This window comes from Aquibium oceanicum, from assembly GCF_001889605.1.
Lineage (GTDB): Bacteria > Pseudomonadota > Alphaproteobacteria > Rhizobiales > Rhizobiaceae > Aquibium > Aquibium oceanicum.
This window is the reverse complement of record NZ_CP018171.1, coordinates 1,047,086-1,062,959: the sequence shown is the minus strand read 5'-3', so window position 1 is coordinate 1,062,959 and position 15,874 is coordinate 1,047,086. Positions and strand designations below refer to the sequence as shown.

At 65.8% G+C, this 15,874-nt stretch carries 13 protein-coding genes; 4 read left to right on the top strand and 9 right to left on the bottom strand.

Annotated elements, in window-relative coordinates; genetic code table 11:
• Positions 1-7 precede the first annotated feature (7 nt).
• The 7 genes from BSQ44_RS05305 to BSQ44_RS05275 form a co-directional block, all read right to left on the bottom strand.
• Positions 8-2,560 (bottom strand): sensor histidine kinase, encoded by a 2,553-nt coding sequence (locus BSQ44_RS05305; RefSeq protein ID WP_083534504.1) that lies wholly within the window; start codon positions 2,558-2,560, stop codon positions 8-10.
• A gap of 201 nt (positions 2,561-2,761) precedes the next feature.
• Positions 2,762-4,162, bottom strand: coding sequence for an adenosylhomocysteinase (gene ahcY, locus BSQ44_RS05300; protein ID WP_072602268.1), 1,401 nt, complete (start codon positions 4,160-4,162; stop codon positions 2,762-2,764).
• A 140-nt stretch (positions 4,163-4,302) separates the two neighbouring features.
• Positions 4,303-4,605, bottom strand: a complete 303-nt coding sequence (locus BSQ44_RS05295; RefSeq protein WP_072602267.1) for an HPr family phosphocarrier protein — start codon at positions 4,603-4,605, stop codon at positions 4,303-4,305.
• Positions 4,602-5,003, bottom strand: a complete 402-nt coding sequence (locus tag BSQ44_RS05290; RefSeq protein WP_072602266.1) for a PTS sugar transporter subunit IIA — start codon at positions 5,001-5,003, stop codon at positions 4,602-4,604. Before BSQ44_RS05290 ends, BSQ44_RS05295 begins: the two co-directional genes overlap by 4 nt.
• Before the next feature lie 162 nt (positions 5,004-5,165).
• A complete protein-coding gene (locus BSQ44_RS05285) occupies positions 5,166-5,618 on the bottom strand; it encodes an HPr kinase/phosphorylase (RefSeq protein WP_072602265.1) in 453 nt (150 codons plus the stop codon).
• A 3-nt stretch (positions 5,619-5,621) separates the two neighbouring features.
• The gene (locus BSQ44_RS05280; RefSeq protein WP_072602264.1) at positions 5,622-7,391 is read right to left on the bottom strand and encodes a sensor histidine kinase; all 1,770 of its coding nucleotides are present in this window, start codon (positions 7,389-7,391) and stop codon (positions 5,622-5,624) included.
• Positions 7,392-7,436: 45 nt separating this feature from the next.
• Positions 7,437-8,138 carry a response regulator transcription factor gene (locus BSQ44_RS05275; protein ID WP_114579921.1) on the bottom strand — a complete coding sequence of 234 codons (702 nt, stop codon included), beginning with the start codon at positions 8,136-8,138 and terminating at the stop codon, positions 7,437-7,439.
• A gap of 378 nt (positions 8,139-8,516) precedes the next feature.
• On the opposite strand from BSQ44_RS05275, the gene BSQ44_RS05270 reads away from it, so the two are divergent.
• The 4 genes from BSQ44_RS05270 (at position 8,517) to BSQ44_RS05255 (ending at position 12,264) form a co-directional block, all read left to right on the top strand.
• The gene (locus BSQ44_RS05270) at positions 8,517-10,127 is read left to right on the top strand and encodes a phosphoenolpyruvate carboxykinase (RefSeq protein WP_072607875.1); all 1,611 of its coding nucleotides are present in this window, start codon (positions 8,517-8,519) and stop codon (positions 10,125-10,127) included.
• Positions 10,128-10,266: 139 nt separating this feature from the next.
• A complete protein-coding gene (locus BSQ44_RS05265; protein WP_072602262.1) occupies positions 10,267-10,935 on the top strand; it encodes a nitroreductase family protein in 669 nt (222 codons plus the stop codon).
• Positions 10,932-11,369: an alternative ribosome rescue aminoacyl-tRNA hydrolase ArfB gene (arfB, locus tag BSQ44_RS05260; RefSeq protein ID WP_072602261.1), complete on the top strand. Its 438-nt coding sequence runs from the start codon at positions 10,932-10,934 to the stop codon at positions 11,367-11,369. Before BSQ44_RS05265 ends, arfB begins: the two co-directional genes overlap by 4 nt.
• Positions 11,370-11,676: 307 nt before the next feature.
• Entirely contained in the window at positions 11,677-12,264 is a 588-nt protein-coding gene (locus BSQ44_RS05255) for a transglutaminase-like cysteine peptidase (RefSeq protein WP_114580044.1), read from the top strand.
• A 223-nt stretch (positions 12,265-12,487) separates the two neighbouring features.
• On the opposite strand, the gene BSQ44_RS05250 is transcribed toward BSQ44_RS05255, so the two are convergent.
• The gene (locus tag BSQ44_RS05250) at positions 12,488-14,026 is read right to left on the bottom strand and encodes a YifB family Mg chelatase-like AAA ATPase (protein WP_072602259.1); all 1,539 of its coding nucleotides are present in this window, start codon (positions 14,024-14,026) and stop codon (positions 12,488-12,490) included.
• A 155-nt stretch (positions 14,027-14,181) separates the two neighbouring features.
• Positions 14,182-15,867 (bottom strand): mechanosensitive ion channel family protein, encoded by a 1,686-nt coding sequence (locus BSQ44_RS05245; protein ID WP_072602258.1) that lies wholly within the window; start codon positions 15,865-15,867, stop codon positions 14,182-14,184.
• Positions 15,868-15,874 lie beyond the last annotated feature (7 nt).

The window sequence follows — 15,874 nt, the reverse complement described above, 5'->3', positions numbered from 1 at the left end:
CGGATGCCTACTCTGCCGCCTTCGCCTCGCGCGGCGCCAGGGGGAAGCGGCAGGTGACGGACGTGCCGCGCGATTTTCCCGTGTCGATCTCGACGGTCCCGCCGTGCAACTCCACGAAGCTCTTTACAATGGCCAGACCAAGGCCGGCGCCGCGGCGGCGGCCGCCATTGGTGCGCGGCTCGAAGCGCTTGAAGGCGGTGTCGAGGATTTCGGGCGGCATGCCGGGGCCATCATCATGGACGAAGAACTCCACCCAGTCGGAGGTGCCCCGGCAAGACAGCACCACCGTGCTGCCCTCGGGCGCGTAGTTGGCGGCATTGCTCAAGAGGTTGAACAGGATCTGGCGCAGGCGCTGCTCGTCGGCGAAGAAGGCGTCCGGAGCGTCCTTCAGATCGACCCGAAGGGCGATGTGGTGTTCGCGCATCTTCTCGTAGACGAGCTCGGCCGTCTCGTTGACGGTCTTGGCGATCGGCACCTCGCCGATCTCCAGCTCCATGATGCCTGCGTCGACGGTCGCGAGGTCGAGAATGTCGTTGACGATCGTCAAAAGGACGGAAGACGAGGAGGCGATGTGGTCGAGATACTCCTGCTGCCGATCGTTCAGCGGGCCGGTCTCGGGCAGTTCGAGCAGTTCGGTGAAGCCGATGATGTTGGTCAGCGGCGAGCGCAGTTCGTACGACACGTGCTGGACGAAGTCGTTCTTCAACTGGTCGGCCTTTTCCAGCGCCTCGTTCTTCTCCTGCAACGCGCGTTCGAAGTTGACGCTGTCGGTGACGTCGACGAAGGTCATCATGACCTGGCCGTTGGGCAGAGGGATCACCGCGTAGCTAAGGATCGTGCCGTCGACGAGTTCGGCCTTCCCGTGCGTCTCGCGTCGCTCGTCGTCGAAGCCGGTCACGGCGGCGACGAAATCCGGCCAGGGGCCGTCGATGCAGACGCTCTCGCATGCCTTGCGGATCACCGCGATGTGCGTGCTGACGCCGATCTCGGAATGCTCCAGGCGCCAGAGCGTGGCGAATGCAGGGTTGAAGAGGCGCACGCGCCCATCGGGACCGAACACCGCAACGCCTTCGGCGAGGTTGTCCAGGGTCTCGCCCTGGACACGCACGGCGGTGTTGTAGCGGCTTTCGAGATCGAACCGTTCCGTCAGGTTCTCGAACACCCAGGTGACGCCGCCGCGCGGATTGGGATTGGCGACCACGCGGATCGTGCGCGCGTCCGGCAGATACCACCAGTGCTCCTGCGATTCGACCGCGCGATACGCCGAAAGCAGGTTCTCCTTCCAGCGTCGCCATTCGGGCTGTTCGGCCAGCTTGCCGGCGCTGCGCAGCCGGTCGAGCAGCAAAGTGTTGTCCGGCGCGCTCTCGAGGAACCCGGGTTCGAGTTCCCAGAGCTTCTGGAAGGCCTGGTTGAAGAAACGAAGCTTCTCGTCGGCGTCGAAGATCGCCACCGCGGTGGTCAACTGATCGAGGGTATCGGAATGGCTGCGCAGGGTCCGCTCGTATTCGGCTTGCAACGCCTCGATGTCGCTCTTGTCGACCGCGATGCCGGCGCCGCCGGCCTCGCTCGCCACGTCGGTGACGGCGAAGAGCTTGCGGTCGCCGTCGATCACGGTCGAGACCGTCTGCTGGAAGACGGGCTCCGTCAGATGATGCCGCGCCAGGGTCTCTCGAGCCTGCGTGCCGAGCAGTTCGCGCTTTTCGGCCACGGCCTCCCCGGGGGACTGTGCCTCGACGGCGACCGCATAGGCGCGGTTGGCATGCTGAAGCCGGCCGGCGGCGTCGCGCAGCCAGAACGGCATGTCGAGGGCGTCGAGTAGCTTGAGGATGATCTCGTGTTCCGAGGCGAGTGCCAGATGCTCCGCCTTCAGGCGCGCATGCTCGCGCTGCTTCTCGGACAGCGAGTGAAACCGCACGATCGCGTGCGACGCGGACTTGCGGCCATGGACCTCCAGCACGCCGCCGGCGACCGTCTCGGTGGCGAGATCGAAGGCCGCGCCGGTCGCGCGCAGGTTCGCTATGGCGTTTTCCAGCGCGGCGGCGGAGCGCGCGGTGAGCCAGCGACCGAAGGCGAGGAAGGCGGCGCGCTCGTCCGGGACGCCGGGCGTCGACGGAAGCGAACCGAGGATTTCGGGCCTGCGATGCTCGCTGCCCCAAACGACGGTGCGCTGGTCCTTCATGCTGGCGAGCGCGTCCGAGCGCTGTACGGCGGCGTTGAGCTCGGCGATCCTTTCGCGAAGTTCGAGATTTTCCGCGGCGATCCTGCCGCGTTCCCGGATAAGCCAGATGGCCGAGAGCATGGCGGCGCCGAGCACGCCGGCGAAGGTGGCGAACTGGATGACTTCGAAGGCGCCGAAATCGCCACCACGCGGCACGAGGACACCCAGGCCGGCCTCCTGTGCCGACGCGGCCCCTTGCCACGAGACGGCGCAGGCGAGCGCAGGCAGAATGACCGTCCCGCCGGCCAGCGCCTTGCGAAATCGTGCCTTCGCGGCTCCCGTGACGTTCATCCGCGAACGAGGCCCGCCGATCCCCGTAACCTGCGGGCTAGCTGATTGCATCCCCTTTTCCCTCTCCGCCGCTCGAGAGCCAGATCGCCCGGCTGCCCGCTTGTTCGCATCCCCGCTGCGAGCCGCATCACCGGCGAATCACTTCACTGTACCGACGCGGGGAATCGCCGTGAAGAAGGTCGACGAACAAAAAAACGCCGGGCGAGATGATCTCGCCCGGCAATCAAGATGTTGTAGTCGCAGCGTGCTGCGTCAGTATCTGTAGTGTTCCGGCTTGAACGGACCTTGGGCCGTGACGCCGATGTAGGAAGCCTGCTCTTCGGACAGCTCGGTGAGCCTGGCGCCGAGCTTGTCGAGATGCAGCCGCGCCACCTTCTCGTCGAGATGCTTGGGCAGCACGTAGACCTGGTTTTCGTACTGTCCGGCCTTCGTCCAGAGCTCGATCTGGGCCAGCACCTGATTGCTGAAGGAAGCCGACATGACGAAGCTCGGGTGGCCGGTGGCGTTGCCGAGATTGAGCAGGCGGCCTTCCGACAGCAGCAGGATGCGGGTGCCGCCGGGGAACTCGATCATGTCGACCTGCGGCTTGATGTTGGTCCACTTGAGATTCCGAAGCGCCTGGACCTGGATCTCGTTGTCGAAGTGGCCGATGTTGCCGACGATCGCCATGTCCTTCATCTGGCGCATGTGATCGATGGTGATGACGTCCTTGTTGCCGGTCGTGGTGATGACGATGTCGGCCGTCGGGGCGGCGTCTTCCAGCGTCACGACCTCGAAGCCGTCCATGGCCGCCTGCAGCGCGCAGATCGGGTCGATCTCGGTGACCTTCACGCGGGCGCCGGCGCCGCGCAGCGAAGCGGCCGAACCCTTGCCGACGTCGCCGTAGCCGCACACGACGGCGACCTTGCCGGCCATCATGACGTCCGTGCCGCGGCGGATGCCGTCGACCAGCGACTCCTTGCAGCCGTACTTGTTGTCGAACTTCGACTTGGTCACGCTGTCGTTGACGTTGATCGCCGGGAAGGGAAGGAGCCCCTTCTTCTGCAGCTGGTAGAGCCGGTTGACGCCGGTGGTGGTCTCTTCCGTCACACCCTTGATGGCGTCGCGGTTCTTCGTGAAGAAGCCCGGCGTCTCGGACATGCGCTTCTTGATCTGGGCGAAGAGAATTTCCTCTTCCTCGTTGCCCGGCTTGGAAAGCACGTCCTCACCGGCTTCGGCACGGGCGCCGAGCAGGATGTACATGGTGGCGTCGCCGCCATCATCCAGGATCATGTTGGTGGTGCCGCCGTCGGGCCACTGGAAGATCTTGTCGGTGTACTGCCAGTACTCGTCGAGCGTCTCGCCCTTCACCGCGAAGACCGGCGTGCCGCTGGCGGCGATCGCCGAAGCGGCATGGTCCTGGGTGGAGAAGATGTTGCAGGACGCCCAGCGGACGTCGGCGCCGAGCGCCTTCAGCGTCTCGATGAGGACCGCGGTCTGGATGGTCATGTGAAGCGAACCGGAAATGCGCGCGCCCTTCAGCGGCTGGCTCTCGCCGAACTCCTCGCGGCAGGCCATCAGGCCCGGCATTTCGGTTTCTGCGATGTCGATCTCCTTGCGGCCCCAGTCGGCCAGCGAGATATCCTTGACGATGTAATCCTGGCTCTGAGCCATTTCGCGTCTCCAGTTGAACGGAAGGCAGGGGTCGCGGCAAATGCCACGCCCCCAATTCGCCGGCTGCCTAGCAGATCGGCGGGCTCAAAACAACGGACATAACGAAATCTTTATCCCTGCATGCGCGCAGAGGTTAACGATCAGACCTCTTCGCCGAAGCGGTTGGCAACGAGCACGGCCAGTGCCTCGACGGCCGGTTCCGCTTCCGGCCCGCTGGCGCTCACCCTGATGACGCATCCGGGGCTGGCGGCGAGCATCATCAACCCCATGATCGAGGTGCCGCCGACCGAGATGCCGTCACGTTCGACGGAGATCACCGCGTCGAACCCGCCGGCTACCTGGACGAAACGCGCCGAGGCGCGCGCGTGCAGACCGCGCTGGTTGACGATTTCGATGTCGCGAACCACCGGATCGGTTTCCGCCACGCCCGACCCCGCATTCATTTTCCGCTCAGCACCTGGCTCGCGACGTTGATGTACTTGCGGCCCGCCGTCTGGGCGCCTTCGAGCGCGGCGGCCATGCTGTCGCCTGTCCGGACGCTCGTGAGCTTGATCAGCATGGGAAGGTTCATGCCGGCGATCACCTCGATGCGGCCGGCTTCCATGACGGAAATCGCCAGGTTCGACGGTGTTCCGCCGAACATGTCCGTCAGGACGATGACGCCGGTGCCGGTGTCGGCACGCGCGACCGCCGCGACGATCTCGCGCCTGCGCTGCTCGATGTCGTCATCCGCGCCGATGGGGATGGTCTCGAAATTCTCCTGCGGGCCGACGACATGCTCCACCGCATGGCGGAACTCCTCGGCCAGCCGACCGTGCGTCACGAGCACGAGTCCGATCATGAATGAAAAGCTCCCGTCATGGCCCTCGATCGGGGGTATGTGCCGTCTTCCGGTCGCGCCGGATGCCTCCCCGCTGGCAGGAGGGCTATCTTGTCGAGGACACTCACGATGACAAGTCCAAATCGTCGCATAGCAACCCAAAACGGCGCCTTGTCGCCTGCGTCACGATGGCCTCCCCCCACCGCCGCGATGCCGCAGGAGAGCCAGCACCGCCGGCAGGGCCGCAGCAACGTTGCACTGTGGCAGGCTGAGCCGGGGCAGCGCGATTCCGCAGATTTCCTCGGTTTCGCCCGGGTCGAAGCGCGGCGCCTCGTCGGGCGGGACCAGCCGCACGACCGCGTCGACAATCATCCGCGGCTCGTGGGGAAAGGTTACCGGGCCGAGCCCCCTCGCCTCGGCGAGCCCGGCGATGGCGGCCGGCGCGTGGGCGATCAACCTGCCGGAAGCCGGCACGACGAATATCTGGTCGTCGCATACAAGACGCGCGAAGGCGCCCTCGCCGACGGCCTGCGCTATGACGGCGAGCGCCAGGCTGGTCTTGCCGCTGCCGGACGCTCCAACGATCAGCAGACCCCGTTCGCCGGCGACCAGTCCGGTTGCGTGGATGTTCTCCAACGGTCAGCTTTCGGCCGGCAGCCTGACGACGAAGCGCGCGCCGCGGATGTCGCCCGGCTTGGCGCCGACGATGTTCTCGGCGGTCAGCTGCCCGCCATGCGCCTCCACGATCTGCCGGCTGATCGAAAGACCGAGCCCGGAGTTCTGGCCGAAATCCTCGGTGGAAGGCCGGTCGGTGTAGAAGCGTTCGAAGATCCGCTCGATGTTCTCGACGCGGATGCCCGGCCCGTTGTCCTCCACGGTAATGATGACCTGGCGGTTGCTGCGCATGAGGGTGACGACGATCCTTCCGTCCTTGTCGGGAACGAAGGAGCGGGCGTTCTCGATCAGGTTGGTGATCACCTGCCCGATCCTCAGGTCGTGCCCGGAGACGAGGAAGCCCTTGGCCGCGTCCTTCGGCGCACGGAACTCGATCGCCACCTTCTTGCGGTGCCTGCCCTGCTGGCGCGACAGGTCGACGAGGTCGCCCACGAGCTTCTTCACGTCCACGCGGGAGGCATCCTCGCGGGCGAGTTCCGCATCGAGGCGCGATGCGTCCGAAATGTCGCTGATCAACCGGTCGAGACGGCGCACGTCATGCTGGATGACGTCCAGCAGCCTTTTCCGCGTGTCGTCGTTCCTGGCGAGCGGCAAGGTTTCGACCGCGCTGCGCAGGGAGGTGAGCGGGTTCTTCAACTCGTGCGCGACGTCGGCGGCGAAGCTCTCGATCGCGTCGATGCGGGCATACATAGCGTTGGTCATGTCCCGGAGGGCGATGGAGAGATTGCCGATCTCGTCCTGCCGGTCGGAGAAATCGGGAATCTCCTCGCGGCTGCGCACGCCGCGCCGCACTCGCACGGCGGCGGCCGACAGCCGGCGCAGCGGGTTCGCGATCGTAGACGCCAGAAGCATGGACAGGATCGCCGTGACGAGTGCCGCGACCCCGAAGACGCGGAAGATCGCCCGGCGCTCGTCGGCGACGATCTTGTCGATGTCGCCGCCTTGGGTCGACAGGAGAAGCACGCCGAGGACGGCGCGGAAGCGCTGGACGGGCACGGCGACCGACACGATCATCTCACCCTGCTCGCTGATACGCACGACGAAGCCGGGGCTGCCGATCAGCGCGTTCACCACCTCCGGATAGGCTGCGCCGCTGCCGCCCGGCTGCTCGCGGTAGACCGGCAGGTCCTTGCGCTGGAAGAAACCGTAGATGAAGTCCTCCATGCGGTCGATGAAGTCCTGCTCGGCTTCTTCCAGCGGCGGCAGTTCGTAGCGCAGGATCTGTCCGCGCGAATAGAGATGCCGGGAATCCAGGAGAAGGTTGCCGTCGCGGTCGTAGATGCGCGCACGGGTCCGGGTAGGCGAGATCAGGCGGCGCAGCACCGGCGCGACCCGTTCGGGGTTGATGGGGAATTCGAGGCTGTCGAGCTGGTCGGTTCCCGGCGCGATGCTTTGTCCGGCCTGCAGCTCCAGAAGCTTCTCGGGATCGACGGTGATGGTGTCAGTCTCGACCGTCGCCGACGCCGCGATCGCGGCGGCGATGATCTCGCCCTGCGTCATCAGGCTTTCCACCCGCGCCTCGATCAGGCCGTCGCGGAACTGGTTGAGATACAGGATGCCGAGAACCAGCACCACGAGCCCGGCGAGATTGAGGAAGAGGATGCGCCGCGTCAGGCTCGAGAAGACGTGGTGGCCCAAAAAGCGGCGGAACGGCCGCGTGAACCATCCCGACAGGACCGGCGGCCGCCGCGCAGCGGACCTGCTCGATTTTTCTGATCTGACGTCGGCTACCATGAACTGCCGGACACCGTTCCCGACGCTCGGCTGGGCGGATCGCGCCTAGGCCTCGCGGAAGCGATAGCCCACCCCATAGAGCGTTTCGATCATGTCGAATTCGTCATCGACGGATTTGAACTTCTTTCTCAGCCTCTTGATGTGGCTGTCAATGGTCCGGTCGTCGACGTAGACCTGCTCGTCATAGGCCGAATCCATGAGAGAATCGCGGCTCTTGACCACGCCCGGCCGCTGCGCCAGCGAATGCAGGATCAGGAACTCGGTGACCGTGAGCGTCACCGGCTCGCCCTTCCAGGTGCAGGTGTGGCGCTCCTGGTCCATGACGAGCTGGCCCCTTTCGAGCGACTTGCTCTGCTGGGTCGGCGACTTGGCCGCCGCCTCGCGGGCGTTGGCGCGGCGCAGCACCGCCTTCACGCGCTCGACCAGCAGGCGCTGCGAGAACGGCTTCCGGATAAAGTCGTCGGCGCCCATCTTGAGGCCGAAGAGTTCGTCGATCTCGTCGTCCTTGGATGTCAGGAAAATGACCGGAAGGTCGCTCTTCTGGCGCAGCCGGCGCAAGAGTTCCATGCCGTCCATGCGGGGCATCTTGATGTCGAGTACGGCGAGATTCGGCGGCCGGGCCGAGAAGCCTTCGAGCGCGGAGGCGCCGTCCGTATAGGTCTCCACACGGTAGCCTTCCGACTCCAGTGCTATCGAGACGGAGGTTAGGATGTTCCGGTCATCGTCGACGAGCGCGATCGTTGCCATATCAAGCGGTTCCCTCATGAGCCGGCGTCCCTTCCTGCTGACGGAAAGGGTTATAGGCGGACAAATTGGGTACAAAATGTGGCACAGAATACCTCCCATGTCACACCAAGTGTTCTGGAACGGGCCGTGCCGGGCGCCGGCCGCTCCTCTTCCGCCCTGTCTGCCCCTGCCCCCAACGGGCGGGCGCGAATTCCGTTCACTTCAGCTTCGATTGCCGAGCTTTAAACGATTTAGAAAATTTTTAAATCTTTAAATCGATTAATGATTTGAAACAAAAAGACTTTTCTGTTTGTGACCAGATGGGACGCCTGCGAATGAATCCCTCATCCCGCAAGTCGTCGGTTGGCAAAAGTGTTTTAAGCCAGGGAGAAGGGAATGATGCAGGAGATAGGCGAGCGGAATCCCAAATGCGGGATCGAGGCTGCGGGCCTGACCGGGACCGGTAAGGTGTACTACAACCTCGGCGAGGCCGATCTCTATGAGGAGGCGATCCGCCGCGGCGAGGCGCGACTCACCGCGCACGGCGCGCTGGTGGCCCAGACCGGGCAGCACACCGGACGCTCGGCCAAGGACAAGTTCGTGGTGCGCGACGACAACACCGACCCGAAGGTCTGGTGGGACAACAACAAGCCGATGTCGCCGCAGCACTTCGAGAACCTGCTGGCCGACTTCATCGAGCACGCCAAGGGCCGCGAACTCTTCGTGCAGGACCTGATCGGCGGCGCCGATGCCGACAACAGCCTGCCGTCGCGCATCATCACCGAATACGCCTGGCATTCGCTGTTCATCCGCAACCTGCTCATCCGACCCGACCGCTCGGCGCTGCCGACCTTCGAGCCGAAGCTCACCATCATCGACCTGCCGTCCTTCCGCGCCGATGTCGGCCGCCACGGCGCGCGCACGGAGACGATCATCGCGGTGGACCTGACGCGCATGATCGTGCTCATAGGCGGCACCTCCTATGCCGGCGAGATGAAGAAGTCCGTCTTCACGGCGCTGAACTACCTGCTGCCCGAGACCGGCGTGATGCCCATGCACTGTTCGGCGAATGTCGGGCCGGCGGGCGACGCCGCCGTGTTCTTCGGGCTCTCGGGTACCGGCAAGACGACGCTGTCGGCCGACCCGGCGCGCACGCTGGTCGGCGACGACGAGCACGGCTGGGGCGAGCAGGGCATCTTCAACTTCGAGGGCGGCTGCTACGCCAAGACCATCCGGCTCTCGGCCGAGGCGGAGCCCGAGATCTTCGCCACGACGCAGCGCTTCGGCACGGTGCTGGAGAACGTCGTGCTCGACGAGAACCGCGTGCCGGACTTCGACGACGGCTCGCTGACCGAGAACACGCGCTGCGCCTACCCGCTGCACTTCATCCCCAACGCCAGCGAGACGGGACTTTCGGGCCACCCGAAGAACATCATCATGCTGACGGCCGACGCCTTCGGCGTTTTGCCTCCGATCGCCAAGCTGACGCCGGCGCAGGCGATGTATCACTTCCTGTCGGGCTACACGGCCAAGGTCGCAGGCACGGAAAAGGGCGTGACGGAGCCAGAAGCGACCTTCTCGACCTGCTTCGGGGCGCCCTTCATGCCGCGCCATCCTTCCGAATACGGCAACCTGCTGCGCGACCTGATCGCGCGCCACGGCGTCGACTGCTGGCTCGTCAACACCGGCTGGACCGGCGGCGCCTATGGCATCGGCCGGCGCATGCCGATCAAGGCGACCCGGGCGCTGCTGACGGCGGCGCTCGACGGATCGCTGAACCGGGCCGAGTTCCGCACGGACGCCAACTTCGGCTTCGCGGTGCCGGTCGCCGTGCCGGGCATCGACACTTCGATCCTCGATCCCCGCTCAACCTGGGCGGACAAGGCCGCCTACGACGCCCAGGCCAAGCGCCTCGTCGGCATGTTCATCCAGAACTTCGGCAAGTTCGAGGATCACGTCGACGCCACCGTGCGCAGCGCCGCACCGAGCGTGCAGGAAGCCGCAGAATAGGCATTTCCGCGATACCCGCGACACGACACGGACCCGGCTTCGGCCGGGTCTTTTCTTTTTTGGCGGGACGGGGCAAACCGAAGCCGTGGTGTCCGCGTGCCCGATGGCGTCGGGGCGTGGGATGCACCGGGAGAGCGCGATGGACAGGAAAAGCGAGGTTCTGCTCGATTTCGAGCATCTCGACGCGGCTGAGACGGCGCGGCGCGCCAGCGCCTTTCGCGCGCTGATGAACCGCCGCCGCACGGTGCGCGACTTTTCCGACCGGCCCGTGCCGCGCGCGGTGATCGAGGACTGCGTGATGACGGCCGCGACCGCGCCCTCCGGCGCGAACCAGCAGCCCTGGACCTTCGTGTGCATTTCCGATCCGCAGACGAAGCGGCGCATCCGTGAGGCGGCCGAGGAGGAGGAACGCGGCTTCTATGCCGGCCGCGCCTCGGAGGAATGGCTGGAGGCGCTGGCGCCGCTCGGGACCGACGAGAACAAGCCCTTCCTCGAAACCGCGCCGTGGCTGATCGCGATCTTCGCGCAGCGCTACGGCACCACCGAGGACGGGCGGCGCATCAAGCACTACTACGTGCCCGAATCCGTCGGCATTGCCTCGGGATTCCTGATCGCGGCGCTGCACGGCGCGGGACTGGCGACGCTGACCCACACACCCTCGCCCATGGGCTTCCTCAACGAGATCTGCGGCCGGCCCGAGAACGAGAAGGCGGTGATCCTGCTGGTCGCCGGCTATCCGGCCGAGCGCGCGACGGTGCCCGACATCGCGCGCAAGCCGGCCGGGCAGGTATTGGTCTGGCGCGAATGACCGGGACCGATCCGATCGTCATCGCGCCGGACGCGACGATCTTCGAGAGCGACCTCGAGGAGAGCTTCATCCGCGCCTCCGGCCCGGGCGGCCAGAACGTCAACAAGGTAGCGACGGCGGTGCAGTTGCGCTTCGACGCGGCGAACGCGGCGGGGCTCTCCGAACGGGTCCGCCAGAACGCGCTGAAGCTGGCGGGTCAGCGGGCGACCAAGGACGGCGCGATCCTGATCGAGGCCGGCCGGTTCCGGACGCAGGAGCGCAACCGCGAGGACGCGCGGCAGCGGCTGATCGCGCTTTTGACGCGCGCCGCCGAACCCCCGCCACCGCCGCGGCGCAAGACGAAACCCTCGAAGGGTTCGGTCGAACGAAGGCTCAAGGCCAAGTCCGGCCGCGCCACGATCAAGAAGATGCGCGGCAAAATCGACCCCGACTGAGCGCGCGGCGATGTCTTAGCGCAAGCGACGCAGCGGGGGAAATTCTTATATAATACCGGTACTTACGCAATGATCCCGTCTGGCTGGAAGCATCCCCGGTCTTACGAAAGTTGCCTCGTGGCGGCGAAGGGCGCAATTGCACGCAGCTGTTGCCGGAATGTTACGTCGGATAACCATACCCCCCGATCACGGGATTTTCCCGATTGACACGAATCACTACCCCCCTTTACGTTTTCTTAACAAAAGACAAAGGCGGCTTGGGGAACAGAGACGGATGGGTCTCAGCAAACTGCTTTCGGGCGCGATAATGTCACTGGGGGGTGCGGGTATCGCATTCGTCCTTACCGCAACCGGCGCCGCACTGGCGGGCTCCATCGGCACTGGAGGACTGACCTCACAGCCGATCGGCCACTACGAGTTCTGCAGAGCCAATCCGGCCGAATGCTCGATCGCCGGATCCGACGAGGGGCCGCTCGTCCTCACCAAGACGCTCTGGGCGAAGATTTCCAAGGTAAACATCGCGGTCAACAGCGCCATCAGGCCGATGTCCGACAAGGACATCTTCGGCAAGGACGAGGTCTGGGCCTATCCGACCAGCGGCGTGGGAGATTGCGAGGACTACGTGCTGGAAAAGCGCCGCCGGCTCTTCAAGGGCGGCATCCCGTTGTCGGACCTGCTCATCACCGTGGTGCGCAAGCGCGACGGAGAAGGCCACGCGGTGCTGACGGTGCGCACGGACAAGGGCGACTACATTCTCGACAATCTGTCGGACACCGTGAAGGCCTGGGAACAGACGGGATATCGCTTCCTCAAGCGCCAGGCGAGCACGCATACCGGGCGGTGGGTCAGCCTGCGCGACGACAACACCATGATGGTGGGCTCGGTCCGCAACTGACCGGCGGGGCCGACTTACGGCCCTCGCTACGACGCAGGCACGCAGTAACGTCCGTTACGACTTTTCCCAGAAGCGCTCAGGTCGCGGGTCGGTACAGGATGTCGACTCGCCGTTTCGAGATTGCCCGGTGTGCCTGAGATCAGGCCGGTCGCACCCGACGCGCGGGCCCGGGCGGTCAGGTATCCGCCCCCGACAGCGGGCGGATCACATCTCCTCGTATAAGTTATGCAGCGGCACGCGCGGCGGCGGCTTCCGTGCCGACGCGGTAGGAGATCGCCTCGGCGAGGTGGATGCGGCCGACCGTCTCCGCGCCATCGAGGTCGGCCAGAGTGCGGGCGACCTTCAGGACCCGGTGATAGGCGCGTGCGGAAAAACCGAGCTTCTCGCTCGCATCGCGCAAAAGCGCCTGCCCGGCGGCATCCGGCGCGGCGATATCCTCGATCAACGAGGGGCTGCAATGCGCATTGGTGGTGACGCCGGGAAGGCCACGCGCGGCGAAGCGCTCGCGCTGGATGATGCGCGCGGCGGCGACACGGGCGGCGACGGCTGTGCTGGTCTCGGCACGCGAGGGGCGGATGAGGTCGGCCGCCGAGACGGCGGGAACTTCGATCCTCAGATCGATGCGGTCGAGGAGCGGTCCGGAGATGCGCGCCTGATAATCGCTCTGGCAGCGCGGGCCGCGGGCGCAGCGGTATCCCGGTTCGCCCGCCATGCCGCACCGGCACGGGTTCATGGCCGCGACGAGCTGGATGCGGGAGGGATAGGAGACGCGGGTGTTGGCGCGCGCGATGACGCATTCGCCGGTCTCCAGCGGCTGGCGTAGCGAATCCAGGACCGGCGCGGCGAACTCCGGCAATTCGTCGAGGAAAAGCACGCCGTGGTGGGCGAGCGAGGCCTCGCCCGGGCGGACCCGCAAGCCGCCGCCGACCATCGCCGCCATGGACGCCGAATGGTGCGGCGAGCGGAACGGCCGCCGGTCGGACAGCTTTCCGCCGGAGAGTTCGCCGGCGATCGAGGCGATCATGGAGACCTCGAGCAGTTCCTTCGGGGACAGCGGCGGCAGGATCGACGGAAGGCGCTGCGCCAGCATCGACTTGCCCGAGCCGGGCGGGCCGCTCATCAGGAGATTGTGGCCGCCGGCCGCCGCAACCTCGAGCGCGCGTTTGGCGCTCTCCTGCCCCTTGATGTCGGCGAGATCGGGAAGATTGGTGGCCGGCTCCCTGATCCTTGCCTCCGGGCGCGACAGGACCTGCGTCCCGCGGAAATGGTTGGCCACCGCGATCAGGCTGCGCGGCGCGAGGATCTCGACATCGGCGCCCGCCCAGGCCGCTTCCGGTCCCGACGCATGCGGGCAGATCAGGCCCTTGCCCATCGCATTCGCGCCGATGGCGGCCGGCAGGGCGCCCGCGACCGGCGCGATGGTGCCGTCGAGCGACAGTTCGCCGAGCACCACGAATTCGCCGAGCGCATCGCCGGGAATGGCGCCGAGCGCCGCCATGAGGCTGAGCGCGATCGGAAGATCGTAGTGGCTGCCCTCCTTCGGCAGGTCGGCCGGGGCGAGATTGACCGTCACTTTCTTTGGCGGCATCGACAGGCCGGAAGCATGGAGTGCCGCCTGGACCCGCTCGCGGCTTTCGGCCACCGCCTTGTCCGGAAGGCCGACGATGTGCATGCCGATCTTGCCCGGCGCGACCATCACCTGCACGTCGACGGGAACGGCCTCTATGCCCTGGAAGGCGATGGTGCTGACGCGTGAAACCATCCTTGTCCCCTTGCCGGCTGCGCCCGAAGGCCGGCGCGTGATGCGCGCCGAGCGAGTTCACAACAGCTAAACACAAGGTTGACGTAAGGGCAAGAACATTTCGGGAACGATGCGTTCGCGAAAGTTCTACGCGCGCATGTTTGTGTCAAACGAGCCTATTCCGCCGCTTCCGCGAGGTTTTCAACCTTCACCTCGCGCTCCGTGGGCAGGAAGCGGCGTCCCTCACGCGCTTCGAGCTCGAGCTCGGTGGTGGCCTTCAGCATCGCCTCGCGCAGTTCGCAATGCATGTACCATGCGGTCGTCGGATCCTTGGCCGTCGCATAGAAACGCACCAGCATGCCGGTGGCGTCCTGGCCGATGACCAGAACCTTCGAGCTGTCCTTGTCGACGACCTTGTCGTTTTCTTCGACGAACCCTTTGAAGCGCTCTCGCAGAACGTCGACGTCGGCCATGTGGTTGAGGCGCAGTTCGAAGACCTTGGTCAGCGAGGGATCACGCTTGGTCCAGTTCTCGAAGGGTTCGGAGACAAAGTAGGTCACCGGCACGACCAGCCTTCGGTTGTCCCAGGTCTTCAGCTGCACGAAGGTGAAGTTGATCTTCTCGACATAGGACCACTGGCCTTCGAAGAGCACGGAATCGCCGATCGTTGCCGCCTTCGACAGCGCGATCTGCAGGCTGGCCATGATGTTGCTGAGCGCGGAACGGGCGGCGAAGGCGAGCACGAGGGTGAGGATGCCGGCCGAACCGACCAGCGCCAGGCCGGTCTTGGCCAGGAGGTTGATCTGGGTGAAGACGAGGCCGACGAACAAGACCAGCGCGATGACGAGACCGATGCGGCGGAAGGCGGAGAGATTGGTCTGGAAGCTGCGGACGGATTCGTTTTCGGGCTTCTCCAGTTCGGAGACGTCCTGCGTCAGGCTGTGCTCGATCGCGACGTCGATGACCCTGACCAGGATGAGAAGGCCGCCGCCGAACAGGAGGAACAGGAGAACCGGCGTGATGAAGGTATCGATCGACACCGAGAAGACCAGCAGCGATCCGGTCACGGTGTAGGCGAGCAGGCCGGCGGCGATCAGCGCGACCGGCAGCGCCAGGGCCGAGACGATCTCGCCTGCCACGCCCGGCCGATAGCGCTTGCCGAGGCCCGACGCGAGACGGAAGAGGAAGTAGCCGAGCAGCGCGGACGCCACCAGGAGCAAGGGCAGCGCGATGAGTTCCCAGGCCGCCAGACCGAGGAGGGCGGGCTTCCGGGACCAGTCGGGCAGGCCCTCCTCGAAGGCCGTCGCGCCGTACTGCGCATGCAGCGCGGGTATGTTCTCCACGGTCTGCGCCGAAAACAGCCAGACCGGGTCGCCGTCCGCCGGTTTCACGCGCGAGAGCCGGATCGGCACCGGCCGGCCGTCAAGACGAATCAGCGCCATGCGGATCGAGCGCCGGGGCTCGCCGGCCAGCGCGTCGTTGGATGACGCGTTGACGTCGAGGCCGTCGGGCCGGTCGGGCAATTCGTTCCAGTCGATCCATACCTTGCGGTCGATGATCTCGGCGAGCTGTCGCGCCAGGAGCGGCCCGCGCTCCGCCTGGCGGACGGGATCGATCTTTTCGAGGTCGAGCAGATGAGCGGCCGCGCCGAAATCACCGAGGCCGGTGCGCTGGAGGAAGGTCTCGACGGCTGCCTGGGGCGTTTCCCGAGCGAGGTCGGGTGCCGGATCGAGGCCGCGGTTCAGCGCATCGACCTCGAACCACGAGCGGGAGGAGCCGCCGTCCTGCGCGAATGTCGTGCCGGCAAGCAATCCGACGACGATCGCCACCGCGATCAAAAATGCGCTTGAAAATGCCTTCATACCTGCC

Bases quoted from the DNA above. Each gene is read 5' to 3' on its own strand.
- BSQ44_RS05290 (WP_072602266.1), bottom strand. From the start codon at position 5,003: ATGATCGGACTCGTGCTCGTGACGCACGGTCGGCTGGCCGAGGAGTTC.
- BSQ44_RS05250 (WP_072602259.1), bottom strand. From the start codon at position 14,026: ATGGTTTCACGCGTCAGCACCATCGCCTTCCAGGGCATAGAGGCCGTT.
- BSQ44_RS05275 (WP_114579921.1), bottom strand. From the start codon at position 8,138: ATGGCAACGATCGCGCTCGTCGACGATGACCGGAACATCCTAACCTCC.
- BSQ44_RS05280 (WP_072602264.1), bottom strand. From the start codon at position 7,391: ATGGTAGCCGACGTCAGATCAGAAAAATCGAGCAGGTCCGCTGCGCGG.
- BSQ44_RS05295 (WP_072602267.1), bottom strand. From the start codon at position 4,605: ATGAATGCGGGGTCGGGCGTGGCGGAAACCGATCCGGTGGTTCGCGAC.
- ahcY (WP_072602268.1), bottom strand. From the start codon at position 4,162: ATGGCTCAGAGCCAGGATTACATCGTCAAGGATATCTCGCTGGCCGAC.
- BSQ44_RS05305 (WP_083534504.1), bottom strand. From the start codon at position 2,560: ATGCAATCAGCTAGCCCGCAGGTTACGGGGATCGGCGGGCCTCGTTCG.
- BSQ44_RS05255 (WP_114580044.1), top strand. From the start codon at position 11,677: ATGTCACTGGGGGGTGCGGGTATCGCATTCGTCCTTACCGCAACCGGC.
- BSQ44_RS05270 (WP_072607875.1), top strand. From the start codon at position 8,517: ATGCAGGAGATAGGCGAGCGGAATCCCAAATGCGGGATCGAGGCTGCG.
- BSQ44_RS05245 (WP_072602258.1), bottom strand. From the start codon at position 15,867: ATGAAGGCATTTTCAAGCGCATTTTTGATCGCGGTGGCGATCGTCGTC.
- arfB (WP_072602261.1), top strand. From the start codon at position 10,932: ATGACCGGGACCGATCCGATCGTCATCGCGCCGGACGCGACGATCTTC.
- BSQ44_RS05265 (WP_072602262.1), top strand. From the start codon at position 10,267: ATGGACAGGAAAAGCGAGGTTCTGCTCGATTTCGAGCATCTCGACGCG.